Here is a 12,906-nt window from a genome sequence, read left to right as displayed (position 1 = left end):
GGGTTAGGCGAAGCAGACCACGCTGCGCGCCCCCCGGCCCGCGGTCATGTCGGTGAACGCGGTCTCCACGTCGTCGATGCCGATCCGCCGGCTCACCAACGCTTCGAGGTCGAGCCTGCCGCGTTGGGCGAGCTCGGCGAGCACCGGGATGTCGCGCGCCGGATCGCTGGCACCGTAGACGCTGCCCTGCACCGTCTTGCCGTCGGCCATCAACGACAGCGCGGGAAACGTCACCTCCTCGGCGATTCCGGCGGCGCCCACCAGGGTGACCTTGCCGCCACGACGGGTGGCCTCGAACGCCAGGCGCATCGTGGCGGGCTTGCCCACCACCTCGATCCCGTGATCGACGCCGGCGCCACCGGTGAGATCGCGGACCGCGGCGACGAGGTCGACCTCGCCCGCGTCGACGGTGTCGGTCGCCCCGTTGGCCGAAGCGGCCGGCAACTGGCCGGCCACCCGGTCGGCGGCGATGATGCGCGCCGCGCCGGCCAGCCGCGCACCCTGGATGGCGGCCAAACCGACGCCGCCGCAACCGATCACGAGCACGCTGTCCCCCGGCCGCACGGCCGCCGTGCGCATCACCGCGCCGACGCCGGTGGTGACGCCGCAACCCAGCAGGGCGGCGTGGTCGAGCGGCAGCGACTCGTCGACCGGCACCACCGCCGCGGCCGGCAGCAGCGTCTCCTCGGCCAGCGACCCGACGCCCATGCCGGGCCACACCGGCCCCTCGGCGCTCTCGGCGTACGGACCGCCGTAGGCGTGGTCGTAGCCGTGCACGCACAGCTGGGCCTCACCGCGCAGGCAATGCGGGCAGGAGCGGCACGGCACGTTCCACGTCAGCACCACGTGGTCACCCGGGCTGACCGTGGTGACACCGGCACCCACCTCGGCGACGATCCCGGCGCCCTCGTGCCCGAGCGTCGACGGCAGCAGCGTCGGGATGGCTCCGTCGCGCAGCGACAGGTCGCTGTGGCACACGCCGCTGGCGCGCAGTTGCACCCGCACCTCGGTGTCGCCGAGGGGCCGCAGCTCAAGCTCCTCCACCGCGGTGGGCCGCCCGACCTCGCGCAGCACGACGGCTTTCATGGGGTCCACCCTGTGATGCAGGTCATAGCGACCTACGATGGCTGGACAACCGCACCGGGTCAAGGGAGACGGGCATGACGGGATCAACGACGATCGCGCGCGACAGCCAAACGGCAGGTGAGGAGCCGGTTTTGACGATCGGCGGGCAGGGCCAGGACGGTGCCGCCGGCAGCTATGCGGTGCGTAACCCCGCGCGGCCGCACGAGGTCGTCGGCCACGCCCCCGCCGCCGACCGCGCCCAGCTCGACGCCGCGGTGGCGGCGGCACGGCGGGCGGCGCCCGGGTGGCGGGCGCTGGGCGTCGCCGGGCGGGTCGCGGCGCTGACCGCCGCGGCCGCGACCGCCGCCGAACAGCTGGCCGCCGGCGACGGCGCGACGCTGTACACCCGCGAGCACGGAAAGGTGCTGAGCGAGGCCAACTTCGAGATCAGCACCGGCCCCGGGCTGGCCGCGCTGATCGGGTCGATGGCCGAGGCCGCGGTGGCGCCCGAGCAGGTCGACCCGACCGCCCCCTATCCGCGCCTGCACCGGGAGCCCTTCGGTGTGGCCGCGCTGGTGCTGCCGTTCAACTGGCCGCTCGCGCTGACCATTACGAAGCTGGCGTCGGCGCTCAGCGCGGGCAACACCGCGGTCGTCAAGGTGCCGCCCAGTTGCCCGCTGGCGGCGCTGCGGCTGGCCGGGGCGCTGGCCGCGGCGCTGCCGCCGGGTGTGGTCAACGTGCTCGCCGGCCCCGGCAACGAGCTCGCCCAGGCGCTGGTCACCCACCCGGGCATCGACCTCATCTCGCTGACCGGCGGCGTCGCCACCGGGCGCGCCGTCATGGCGGCGGCCGCCGCCCGCCTCACCCCGGTGCTGCTCGAACTCGGCGGCAACGACGCCGCGATCATCGCCCCCGACATCGAGGTGACCGACGAGCTGGTCGAGCGGCTGGTGACGGCGACCTACACCACCGGCGGCCAGGTCTGCATGGCGATCAAGCGGCTGTATGCGCCCGCCGAACGGGTCGGCGAGCTGGCCGAGGCGGTGCTCGCCCGCTGCGAACGCGAGGTGATCGGCGATGGCCTCTCCGACGAGACAACCCTCGGCCCGCTGCACACCGCCGCCGGCCGCGACCGGGTGGCGGCGCTCGTCGGTGAGGCCGAGGCGCGGGGCGCGACGGTGCGCACCGGCGGGCGCATCCGCGAGGAGGACGCGGACTCGGGTGGGTATTTCGCGCTGCCGACCGTGGTCACCGGCCTGCCGCCGGACTCGCGGCTGGCCACCGAGGAGCAGTTCGGCCCGGTCCTGCCCCTCTTCGGCTACGACGCCATCGACGACGCCGTAACCGCCGCCAACGCAACGGAATTCGGCCTCACCGCCTCGGTCTGGACCGGCGACGACGAGCTGGCCGATCGGGTCACCGGCCAGCTCGTCGCGGGCACGGTCAGCGTCAACTGCCACGGCCTCGCCGCTCAGGACCCGCGGCTGCCGTTCGGCGGCTGCGGCCAGTCCGGGCTCGGCCGCGAGCTCGGCGTGGACGGCATCCGCGCGTTCACGCAGCCGCGGACGTTCGTGCGGCATCCCGTCCCGGGCTAGCCGGTGCCGGCGTGTGCGGTGACGGCGTCGCGTGTGCGGTGACGGCGTCGCGTGTGCGGTGCGGGCGCGAAAGCCATCGATTCTGCGCCCTGGGGTCACACCGAAAGCCCGGGCCGCACACTCACACGAAGGAGACGCCTAACAGGAGCAGGGCCAGGAGCACTTCGGGCCCATTGGCCTGAAGGTTGGTGACGAAGCCGCCAACCTCGAAACCCGTCGGGGCGATAATCGGCGGGTTCCCGGTAGTCGTCACGTTCACCGTGACCGGCTGCAGAGGTGCCAGGAGACCCCCGAAGGGAATGTTGAGCGCCACGCTCTGCACACCCGGTACCGACCCGGGCAGCGGAATGGACACGGTGTCTTGGCCATAGAGCAAGGCGGTCTCGACGCTGGGGCCGGCGTTGGCCAGTGCCGCCATGGCCGCCGCCGAGTTCCCGGCCTGCACGGCGCTCACAAACGCGGTCGCACCCTGCGCGAGGGGGCCCCTTGCGGCAACCAGCGGGCCTACCAGGTCAAGGGGCAGTTCGATTTGCTGGGCACTGCTGCCCTGCAGCACGGAGAGGATTTCGGTGCCGATGGCCTGGAAGCCGGGGGGCGCGGCGGCGGCCTGCGCGCTGGCGATCTCGGTGTTCAGATAGGAAGCGGCGCCCGCGTTGAGCGCGCTCGTGAACTGGGCATGAAAGGCCGCCGCCTGCGCATTGAGCGCCTGGTACTGCTGGGCATGACTGGAAAACAGCGCGGCGATCGCCGTCGACACCTCGTCGCCCGCGGCGGCCACGACGCCGGTGGTCGGGCCCGCCGCCGCCGCGTGGGCCGCGCTCAAGGCCGAGCCGATGTTCTCCAGCTGCCCGGCCGCCTGGCCAACAAACTCCGGCACCACCGTCATCACGGACATGGCCATCTCCCTCGCCCGACAGCGATCCCCCGGTGAGCTAGAGGAAAAGCGTACCGCTGGGCGGCCTTTCGGTCCCGGCTTCCGCACAAGGGAACGCGCGCAACGCGAGTACAGTATTCCGATGGCCGCCGCCCCGTCGAATGAGCGGATGATCGCCGGCGTCGCGGCGGCGTCCGTCTCGCTCGGGGTGGCCGAGCTGGTCGGCATCCCGTTCGACGCGCGCGCCAATGCGCGCACCGCCGTGTCCGCCGTGGTCGTCGACCTGACGCCGGGGCCCATCAAAGAGTGGGCAATCCAGACGCTGGGCTCCCTGGACAAACCGTTCCTTGCGGTCGTCGTGGTCGTGGTCATCGCCACGATCGCCGCCGTCGCGGGCACCCTCGAAACCCGGCGCCGCCCGCTGGGCAGCGCCGTCATCGCCGCGGCGGGGGTTCTCGGATGCCTCGCCGTGCTGTCGCGGCCCGGTGCGACCGCGCTCGACACGATCCCCACGCTCGCGGGTGCGGCCTGCGGTGTGGCGGCCCTGCGCGTGCTGACCCGCCGCCTGCGGCCCGCCGCGGAAGACGGAGGCGCGGCCGACGGCGCCGGGCCGGACGCCGGCAGGCGCAGGTTGCTCGGCTACGGACTGCTCGGATTCGGGGTGATCAGCGGCGTGGCGGGTGCGGTCATCACGCGATTGGTCCACTCGGTGGCCGCCGACCGCACCACCTTTGCGCTGCCCCGGCCGCGGATACCGGCACCACCGATACCCGCCGACGTGCAACCGAGCGGTGTCGCGCTACCCAAATTCGTCACCCCCAGCGCCAACTTCTACCGGGTGGACACGGCACTGGTCGTTCCCCAACTCAGCCGCGGCGATTGGCGGCTGCGCATTCACGGCATGGTGGACCACGAAGCCACCTACAGTTTCGGCGATCTCGCCCGCTTCGACCTCGTCGAAACGGTGACCACCTTGACCTGCGTATCGAATCCCGTTGGGGGCAACCTGATTTCGACCGGCGTCTGGACGGGCTACCGGCTGGCCGATCTCCTGGCGGCGGCCGGGGTGCATGCGGATGCCGACATGGTGCTGTCGACGTCGATCGACGGGTTCACCGCCGGTACGCCGGTGCGGGCGCTCACCGACGGCCGCGACGCGCTCCTTGCCGTCGGCCTCAACGATCAGCCCCTGCCGATCGAGCACGGCTACCCGGCCCGGCTGGTGGTGCCCGGCCTGTACGGGTACGTGTCGGCCACCAAGTGGGTCGTCGAGCTGGAGCTGACCCGCTTCGACCGAGCGAAGGCGTACTGGACCCGGCAGGGCTGGGCGCCGCGCGCACCCGTCAAGACGGAATCACGGATCGACGTGCCGAAGAGCGGTCAGCGGGTACCGATGGGGCCCGTCGTGTTCGGCGGTGTCGCATGGGCACAGAATCGCGGCGTGCGCGCGGTCGAGGTCCTCATCGACGACGGCGGCTGGCAGCCGGCCCTACCGGGCGCGAGCTATTCCCATGACACGTGGCGCTTGTGGAGCTTTCCCTGGCAGGCGAAAAGCCCCGGGAGACACACCATCACCGTGCGGGCCACCGACGACACCGGAGCCGTCCAAACCGCGGATCAGGTCGGTACCGTCCCGGACGGCGCCACCGGCTGGCACACGGTGGACTTCACCGTCGCGTAGGCCGCGAAGCGCTACTTCGACGAGAGTTTCCGCCAGCTGAATATCGCGATCACCAGGCCGACCAGCGCCGTGATCGGACCGATGATGGACCAGGTCGTGGTGTTGCTCATCGGGCTACCATTTGACCGTGAACACACACGCGGTTTACGCTGGTCGGCATGGGAAATTACCTGGGTCGGGTCCGCCTCAGTGTCAGCAGCGACGAGTCAACCAGCGTCGAGCGTCAGCGGGAGCACATCAAGGCGTGGGCCAAGCTTCACGGTCACACCATCATCGGGTGGGCCGAGGATGTCGACGTGTCCGGAAAGGTCTCCCCGTTCGACGCCCCCAACTTTGGGGACTGGTTGCAAAACCGCTGGCCAGAATTCGACGGAATCGTTGCGTGGAAGCTTGATCGCCTGGCGCGCAACACATTTGGCCTTAACGACCTGTTTCGCTGGGCACACGAGCACGACAAGACGGTTGTCTCCATCACGGAATCCATTGACCTGTCGACACCAATCGGCCGCGCCATCGCCGGGTTCCTTGCCGCCTTGGCCGAGATGGAATTGGAGAACATCCGCGCCCGCGTCACTGACTCGCACCGGCACCTACGGAGCGCGGGACGCTTTGCAGGCGGCACGGTGCCTTACGGCTTCCGTGTGGCCAAAAACGGCAATGGGTGCACGCTGGACGCCGACACTGCAACAGCGGATGTTGTACGGCGCGCTGTGGCCGAGGTGCTCGACGGCACTCCCCTCGCCCACATCTGTCGCCAATTCGAGGCTGAGCAGATACCCGCCCCCCGCGGCGGCCAGCGGTGGAGCCAGTCCGCGCTACGGAGCATCCTGCGCTCGCGGACCCTGCTGGGCGAGTTCCGGCGTGGAAATCTGGGGCCGGATGGCAAGGCAATCAAGGTCGGTGCCGAGTTGATCGACCTGCCCACATTTCAACGCGTACAAGCCGTTTTGGATGGCAATAGGGGTGTTGGCGTTAGACGAGACGCCTCGGCGCTGTCAGGCCTAGTGAAGTGCGGGGACTGCGGAGAAAGTCTGTGGTTCGACACGAAGCGCAACGGACAGGGGAAGGTTTATTACTACTACCGGCCGAACAAAAAGTGTGAGCACTCTGTCAGCATGCAGGCCGAGTTTCTAGAGCAGCTGGCAGAGGCGGTGCTGCTGGCCGAGTATGGCGATACCGAGTTGACGCAGCGGCAATGGGTGGCTGGTGAGGACAACGCGACGGCTCTTGCTGATGCCGTACGGCGGGCTACCGCGTTAGCGGAACGGCTCGGGGTCGTCACCTCACCCACAATGCAACGCGTCCTCGGGCGCCAGCTTGACGCCGTGACCCAAGAGATTGAAACCCTCGAAGCCATGCCGCAGGTCGACGGGCATTGGGAACAGGTCGGCACGGGCGAAACTTGGGGCCACGCCTGGCAACGCGCGGACAAGGACGAACGGCGCAACATGCTGCGCAACGCGGGCATTGAGTTTCATGTGACGGGCGGGCCAGACGGGGCCAGGACCGTTGTGATCCCCGCACGCCCGTAACCGTACCAGTACGGTACTGGTACGGAAATCGATTGTGGTGCAACGGCTTTGGTTGCGCTACGCTGAGAGCGACTTCCCGCAACAATGCGGAAAGGCCCCGGCGGCGGCTGGCACCGCCCCGGGGTGTGGCCCAACTATGAAGGAGTTGGACATGCCAAACGTTACTCCCCTGCCTAGCACGGCTAAGGTCTGGCCGCCCGTGATCGCACAACCCGCCTGGTTCTCAATCGAGCACCCAGTCTCGGATAACTGGCCGTACTACCTGCAGGTCGTCGGCAGCCTAGGGGAAGACGGGCAACCCCACGACGTGCAGGTGATGGTTGGCGATGAGTGCCTGGACCCCCCAGAGGCCCAGCACTTCGCCGCCGTCCTGGCAGATGCGGCCCGCCAGGCCGCGGAGATTATGGGCGACCGGCAAGAAGACCCGTCGTCACATGAGCTCACCGGTGAGCTCATACGTCGCGTCGAGGCCGGCACCCTTCCAGCGAGCGATGCCACGTGGCTTGCCGGGGAACTATGCGCGGCAGCTGAAATCTGGCAGTACGAGAGATTGGGGAAACCATGAACGACGAGAGTCTGCCCCAAGGCGCCATCGAAGCCGGGGAATGGCAGGAATACGGGTTTCGCGACCTCATTGGCACCTTGCACGGACCATTCCGTCTCTACGCGTACGAAGACGTTAGCGGCGCTATCCCAATTCGGTGGGAGGCCATTTTGGCCGAGCGGGAGGAGCCAGAGGCATTCGACGCTGCCTTGCTACGCCAATTGGCAGAGCACGCAAGCGCCGCTGCCGACGAACTGGACACACTGAATGGAGAGGGGAGGCGCGATGATCCCGCCGGATGATGTGTTCGACCCCGAATGGGACGCGCCCCTGACCGACGAGCAGTGGTTGGCGGTTAGGTGGATGTTCGAGGATCGCACCGACAGGCCGGATGAGCCCTAATCAGATGCCGGCCTGTCCCAATGGGCCGCACACGCACAGCGTTGCCGAAACATGCGCGTTGATTGGCTGCGAAAGTGAGGATTGGCTGATTGATCGGGTGCGTAACGGCACCTTCCCCGCCCGCAGGATCGTGCGTCAGTTGAGATTCAGCGATGACGACATTGCTCAGATCATTGAGACTTGCGCGGTGCAGTCGGGGCGGGTGCCCACGTTGCCGACCCCCACGGCGCGCAGGCGTCGGCAGAAATCCGACTGACTACTACCGCCCGAAGTACGACAGGGCGTAGGAGTTTTTACAAGCTGTGTGGTGAAAATCACTTGAGTTGACCCTCGCGTCCTACCGGCCGCTGTCGGCGTTCGCCAGTACGTTCGAGTTGGGTCCATCGTGGGCTCCCCGGCGCAGAAGTCGGGAAAACAACACTCTCGCGAAGGAAAATCAATGGCGAAGAAGCAAGGTGGGGCAACCCCCAAAAAGGCGGGAACAAGCCCAAGGGTCGCAAGCGAGGCGGCCAGGCAACTAGCGGCCAAGGGTTCGACGAAAGCCGAAAAAAGCGTAGCCGGCGCCGCTCTACGCGAGACGGCGAAGAAAGCCCCGGCGAAGAAAGCCCCCCGCAAGGGCCAGTAAAGGCCAGTGTCGGGAATACAAGCTGATCGACGGGGGGCTGCACGGGTAAACGGAAAGGCGGAGAGTAGTCGAGTGACCGAGGAATGGCAAGACATTAAACGCAAGACCCAAAGGGCAACGCAGCTCCACCCAGACATGGGCGAGTGCGTCATCGAGATAGAAATGACGGCGCGAATGCCAGACCGCTGGATAAGTCATATGAGGTCCGTGTCTCGCGACATTAGATACGACAGCGTTGTCGGTGACCGGATTATCGCAAGGGCCGAGCATCCGAAGGCTGTTCCACATGTGATCAGCTTTATCGATGGGGCGATCAGGGCTGCGAATGCGCGATACCGCGCCGATCTTGAGCGCGCTGAAGCCCGGAAAGCGCAGCAGGAGGGTGACGCAGCCCGCTTGGCAGAGCAACAGGCCGAGCTAGACAAGATTGTGGGGGACATTCCCGACCCCGAATAGCGAAGAAAGTCCCTCAGATGAGACCGCAGGCGCAATTAGAGCGCGACTACCGTCACGCGGCGATCGGAGAAAGTGACTGAGCCGCTGCTGCTGCAATATTCCAGGTCGAACACCGTCAGGCCAGAATCAAGGTCATCGAATATCAGGCTCGCGTGAATCGCGTTGAGTCCATGCGCGGCATTAGCGATTGACGGGGCGATGGTGTTTGCTCCCGAAATGCTCACGCCGACATACCCGTTAGCGCTCGATGAGTACGCGTCGATAGAGACCATGGCCTTGCCGGTTTCGCCGATGTTGACCGCTACCTTGTCGCCAATCGTGGCGAGCTTGGTGAAGGTTGAGGATGCCGTTGCTTCGGCCGGGGAGACGAAGGCCATCGGGGTCGACGGCGCGTTGTCTTGGAACTTGAAGTCCGAGAGTCCGATAGTGCCGCCGCCGCTAAGGGTGATGGCACCTACCCCGCAGTCGCGGGCCGTCGCCCCTACCGCGCTGTTGTGGGTGGTATCGACGTAAGACGAGTTTCCGATCTGGGAGGCGTCGCCCGTGGGGACCGCCGTAATTGTCAGGGGCGACCCGTTTTTCAGTAACTGAAATATGTATGGGTTTCTGGTACTGGCGTCGCCACAAACCAGCGTGTATTCGGCATCGGGCGTGAAGGTGTCATTGCATCGCACCCCCCAAAGGCTGGCGCCCGCCGTGTCCGAACCGTTGATCTGCCAGTATCCGGTTCCCGAATTGTATTGGGCGATAACGCTTCCGAATCCGCTAGGCGAATAACGCGCACTCAGTTCACAGGCGATAGCTGTCGTGCCGGGGGTGAACGTGTGCCATTTTCCGGATACCTGGTGATAGTCCGACAGGCACGATGCGGCGTTGTAGTACAGCTCTTGCGCTGAATTGGCGGCATTCAAGGTCAGCAGGCCGCCGGTGACCGTCATCGGGGAGCCGGTATTGGTAAAGGCGGTGAACACAGCTGGCATTGCACCGTTGCTGAAAGTTGAAAAGTCAAGTTCCACTTGTTCTTCGGCGCCGTTTCCGATGAGCGCGAGATGTTCCTGAATAGCTCCCGCCGCCAAAACCGCATCCGCTGCGCTCGCCGCGGGTGGGGACGACGTGTTACCGCCGGAAAACGCGGCTGTCAGGCCACTAAAGAATGAGACCAGCTCGGCCTTGGCGGTCGCCACGGTCTGATTGACCAGCGATGCATCGTTCTGCGCGGCCTGCACGATGGAGTCAAGCGCCCCTTGAGCATTCGCCTGAACGGTAGAGGCTGCCTGCCCCGCGATTGTCGCGGCAGAATCCACAGTGCCGACGAAATCGCCCGTCGCGGCGTCAAGACCTTTCAGCAGAGACGATCCCAGATTCGCGAAACCGGCAGACGCGTCATATAGGCCCGTCGCGGCTAAATGTTGAACATAGTCAGCAAGTTGCGTCTGAACGGTTGGGATGGAATGCCCCGTCCCGGTAAGTCCCAATGCGTTGGCGATAGCATCGATGATTGACTGGATTTCGTTAGCAGCGCCCTGTAGCGGAGTGACCAGGTGGTTCTCTACGGCGGTTTCAAAGTTCGCGAGCATGGTATCCAACGGTCCCGCAAAAGCGCCCAACCCCAGCGCGTTTAATACGGCATTGACCAGTCCCAGGAGGATTTGGTTAGCGAGTTGCCCAAGAACCTGCTCTAAAATGCCAAGCTCTACCCGCAGCTCCTTGGCCGTGTTCTCGATGTCAGTGACATCCTGGTGAATGCTGGGAAGCGGGGTTATCGGATAAGTAATTGTCAATGTCTTTCGATTAGTATTTAAGGCGCCAGGGGCCGAGGTCCTTCGTTGAAGATTGAGTTGGGCAACCTCGGCCCCTGGCATAATCCAGGTAGTTAGCCTGGTAATTCCCACTAGTTACTTGCTGACACGAAGGTTGTGGGAAAGTTCAAGGCCGGGGGCGTGGTCTCTAGCCACGGGCGCACGCCCCGGCTATGACGCGGATCAAAGGAGATGAACAATCCGCGTCATATTCGCCCAGCGCGGCCAGCAGGGTGCGGCGCAGCATGGGCGAAAAGGATGAAGTTTGAAGGGCGGAAGGGGGAATAGGCAAGACAACAAAAAACCCAATCCCCCCTTCCGCGCCGATGCGGGGCAAACAAGAGAAAACCCCAGGACAAAGGAAATGCCTAGCACGACACTTTCATCCTTTTTCCAGCTGATCCATGGTTTCTCGGCTAAGACGAAACCGAGATTTATGGATCTCCCCGAATACTCTCGGGGAAGTTCTGTTTTATTGAGGCGCTGGGCGCCGCCCGCGCTTCCGCGGCGCGGCATCCTCAGCCTCTTGAATGTGGACGAGAGAACTAGACTCCCGACTCACCGGTTCCACAAGATCGATGAAAGGCAGCATCCCACTACTTTGTTCGCGGGCGAGCCGTTCACCGAAAGGTGCGAACCGCATTAGTCAGTGACGCCAATCCACGCATCGACAGTGCCGCCTGTAATCGCCGTAGAGACGACAGCGCGGAAGTACCTAGCCGGGACGGTACCGGTCTGGTGATAAACCGTAGACGCGGCACTGACAGCCAGCGGGGAGCCAATGACGAACCAATGAGTGCCGTCCAGGCTGCCCTCAATTTCCACATCGCCGGCCGAAACGCCGGTGCCAGTCACAACGACCAGAGTGGAATTCGTGCGCATGACCACGCCGTCAAGGACGGCGGAGGCTGCGTTAGTCGCAGACGCGGCGGAAAGGCTCTTAACCGGGGGCAGGCCCGCGGTGTAAGCCTCAATGGTGTTGCCGACGCCATTATTGAACGCCATCAGGAAGTCGCTAGGTTCGTGACGTAGTTGACCGAGGACGGAATAACCGTCGCTAGGGTCAACCGTTCTTCAGCGACAGTGGTCAGAATGTTCTCAATCAGGCCGTCGCCGTGGTAACCCATGTGGGTCTCAATACCCTGTCGGACGAGAATAGCTCCCATCTTGTGGGTGTCGACCACGAAAGCATCGCCGTCATTGGCCGCGGTCGTCGTGACGACCGGCACGCCCCAGGCACTAGTAACGGCCTCATGCAGAGGATCGCCAGCAATGTACTGGCCCGTCGTCGCCTTAAGTCGGCGCGTAGCAGACCAGGTTGTCGGGGACATGATGATCAGATTCGCGTTGGCGAAAACACCTGACTGAATTCGCAGCTGGTTAATCGCCAGCTCCAAACTGTCAAGGTTGGTGCTGCCCGCGGGGTCGCCGCTCGCGTCATGCGTGAGAATGCCCGCCAGAGTAGACCAGCCCTGAATACCGAGAGAACTCGACACGGTCCCGTAAAGGATCGCGTGATTCTCTTTCTGTTGAATGAGCCGGAACAGGGTGTTAATCAGGTAGCTATTCCACTGCGGGGCGTCCATGCGCGACTCTGACGACTCGTCAAAGTAGGCGGCAATCTTCTGTGCGGTGACGACGACCTTTTCGGCAGTAGGGTTCCACTGCGGTTTCGCAGTACCCTCGGCCACAAAGTCGGGTCCACCAGTGTCGTCGGCAAATTGATGCTGAAGGAATTGGTAACTCGGAGCGCCAATCGGGACCACCGGAAGGTGGTCGATCAGGCGAGCCTCAAAATATTCCGGCACGACGCCAGGCGCCTGCTGCGGCACCAACAGAGAATCCACCGTGGTGAATGTCTTAGTCTCGGCGAAGTCATGGCCTTTAATGATGTAATTGCCGCCCTTGGCGGTTACCTCGTAGGCTTTCCGAACCTCATCCTTGGGCAGGCCGAACGGGTAAACCTCGCGGCCCAGTCCCTTTGCGCCGAGTTGGTAAAGGCTGTCGGTGTTCGGCGCGGTTCCGATGCCTGCGGGATTAGTACCCATACGTGTGGCGAATGCCTTTCCAAGATTGTGTCTCGCGCATTCGGCTTCCCAAGCTTTGAATTCGGCGACCAGCGCGTTATACGCGGCGTCGTTTTCAAAGTCAGTAAAATTGGCCAAACGCTGATCTAGCTCGATACGTTTTGCTTCAAGCTGTTGTTTGTTCATTACTACTTTCTGGTTGTCGTTATCGGACTACCAGCGGCCCGCGTTTTGCATTCGCAGGCGGGTGGTTGCACGCTTTCGCGCGCTGGCTTGTATTTGCGGGAGGCGGGTCCGTAGAGCGGC

Annotated in this window: 11 protein-coding genes; 6 read left to right on the top strand and 5 right to left on the bottom strand. The window is 64.9% G+C overall.

All coding sequences use genetic code 11. From position 1 onward, the window contains the following. Positions 1-3: 3 nt before the first annotated feature. A complete protein-coding gene (locus MTAB308_RS27955) occupies positions 4-1,086 on the bottom strand; it encodes a Zn-dependent alcohol dehydrogenase (protein WP_077104110.1) in 1,083 nt (360 codons plus the stop codon). Between the two features lie 74 nt (positions 1,087-1,160). Here MTAB308_RS27955 and MTAB308_RS27950 point away from each other — a divergent pair, with 74 nt between their 5' ends. After that, positions 1,161-2,660, top strand: a complete 1,500-nt coding sequence (locus MTAB308_RS27950; protein ID WP_077104108.1) for an aldehyde dehydrogenase family protein — start codon at positions 1,161-1,163, stop codon at positions 2,658-2,660. Between the two features lie 121 nt (positions 2,661-2,781). Here the strand turns inward: MTAB308_RS27950 and MTAB308_RS30405 are convergent, their stop codons facing one another. Continuing rightward, positions 2,782-3,555 carry a PE family protein gene (locus tag MTAB308_RS30405; RefSeq protein WP_108637483.1) on the bottom strand — a complete coding sequence of 258 codons (774 nt, stop codon included), beginning with the start codon at positions 3,553-3,555 and terminating at the stop codon, positions 2,782-2,784. 121 nt (positions 3,556-3,676) lie between these two features. On the opposite strand from MTAB308_RS30405, the gene MTAB308_RS27940 reads away from it, so the two are divergent. The 5 genes from MTAB308_RS27940 (at position 3,677) to MTAB308_RS27920 (ending at position 8,774) form a co-directional block, all read left to right on the top strand. Continuing rightward, positions 3,677-5,215 (top strand): molybdopterin-dependent oxidoreductase, encoded by a 1,539-nt coding sequence (locus tag MTAB308_RS27940; protein WP_077104104.1) that lies wholly within the window; start codon positions 3,677-3,679, stop codon positions 5,213-5,215. Between the two features lie 158 nt (positions 5,216-5,373). After that, on the top strand, positions 5,374-6,747 hold the full coding sequence (locus MTAB308_RS27935; protein ID WP_077104102.1) for a recombinase family protein: 1,374 nt from the start codon (positions 5,374-5,376) through the stop codon (positions 6,745-6,747). A 199-nt stretch (positions 6,748-6,946) separates the two neighbouring features. Further along, on the top strand, positions 6,947-7,312 hold the full coding sequence (locus MTAB308_RS29390) for a hypothetical protein (RefSeq protein ID WP_173842236.1): 366 nt from the start codon (positions 6,947-6,949) through the stop codon (positions 7,310-7,312). Then, positions 7,309-7,593, top strand: a complete 285-nt coding sequence (locus tag MTAB308_RS27925; RefSeq protein WP_077104098.1) for a hypothetical protein — start codon at positions 7,309-7,311, stop codon at positions 7,591-7,593. Before MTAB308_RS29390 ends, MTAB308_RS27925 begins: the two co-directional genes overlap by 4 nt. A 797-nt stretch (positions 7,594-8,390) precedes the next feature. Then, positions 8,391-8,774 carry a hypothetical protein gene (locus MTAB308_RS27920; RefSeq protein WP_077104096.1) on the top strand — a complete coding sequence of 128 codons (384 nt, stop codon included), beginning with the start codon at positions 8,391-8,393 and terminating at the stop codon, positions 8,772-8,774. Between the two features lie 35 nt (positions 8,775-8,809). Here the strand turns inward: MTAB308_RS27920 and MTAB308_RS27915 are convergent, their stop codons facing one another. From MTAB308_RS27915 to MTAB308_RS27905, 3 genes are all read right to left on the bottom strand, one after another. Continuing rightward, positions 8,810-10,555, bottom strand: a complete 1,746-nt coding sequence (locus tag MTAB308_RS27915; protein WP_077104094.1) for a hypothetical protein — start codon at positions 10,553-10,555, stop codon at positions 8,810-8,812. A 660-nt stretch (positions 10,556-11,215) separates the two neighbouring features. Continuing rightward, positions 11,216-11,578: a hypothetical protein gene (locus MTAB308_RS27910; RefSeq protein ID WP_077104092.1), complete on the bottom strand. Its 363-nt coding sequence runs from the start codon at positions 11,576-11,578 to the stop codon at positions 11,216-11,218. Continuing rightward, the gene (locus tag MTAB308_RS27905) at positions 11,578-12,786 is read right to left on the bottom strand and encodes a phage major capsid protein (RefSeq protein ID WP_083746680.1); all 1,209 of its coding nucleotides are present in this window, start codon (positions 12,784-12,786) and stop codon (positions 11,578-11,580) included. The genes MTAB308_RS27910 and MTAB308_RS27905 overlap by 1 nt, the downstream gene beginning before the upstream one ends. Positions 12,787-12,906: the final 120 nt, after the last annotated feature.

The organism is Mycobacterium terramassiliense, assembly GCF_900157385.1.
Classification (GTDB): domain Bacteria; phylum Actinomycetota; class Actinomycetes; order Mycobacteriales; family Mycobacteriaceae; genus Mycobacterium; species Mycobacterium terramassiliense.
Note: the sequence above shows the minus strand (reverse complement) of the source record. Positions and strands in the feature narration are given on the sequence as shown.

Bases quoted from the DNA above. Each gene is read 5' to 3' on its own strand.
- MTAB308_RS27955 (WP_077104110.1), bottom strand. From the start codon at position 1,086: ATGAAAGCCGTCGTGCTGCGCGAGGTCGGGCGGCCCACCGCGGTGGAG.
- MTAB308_RS27950 (WP_077104108.1), top strand. From the start codon at position 1,161: ATGACGGGATCAACGACGATCGCGCGCGACAGCCAAACGGCAGGTGAG.
- MTAB308_RS30405 (WP_108637483.1), bottom strand. From the start codon at position 3,555: ATGTCCGTGATGACGGTGGTGCCGGAGTTTGTTGGCCAGGCGGCCGGG.
- MTAB308_RS27940 (WP_077104104.1), top strand. From the start codon at position 3,677: ATGGCCGCCGCCCCGTCGAATGAGCGGATGATCGCCGGCGTCGCGGCG.
- MTAB308_RS27935 (WP_077104102.1), top strand. From the start codon at position 5,374: ATGGGAAATTACCTGGGTCGGGTCCGCCTCAGTGTCAGCAGCGACGAG.
- MTAB308_RS27925 (WP_077104098.1), top strand. From the start codon at position 7,309: ATGAACGACGAGAGTCTGCCCCAAGGCGCCATCGAAGCCGGGGAATGG.
- MTAB308_RS27910 (WP_077104092.1), bottom strand. From the start codon at position 11,578: ATGGCGTTCAATAATGGCGTCGGCAACACCATTGAGGCTTACACCGCG.
- MTAB308_RS27905 (WP_083746680.1), bottom strand. From the start codon at position 12,786: ATGAACAAACAACAGCTTGAAGCAAAACGTATCGAGCTAGATCAGCGT.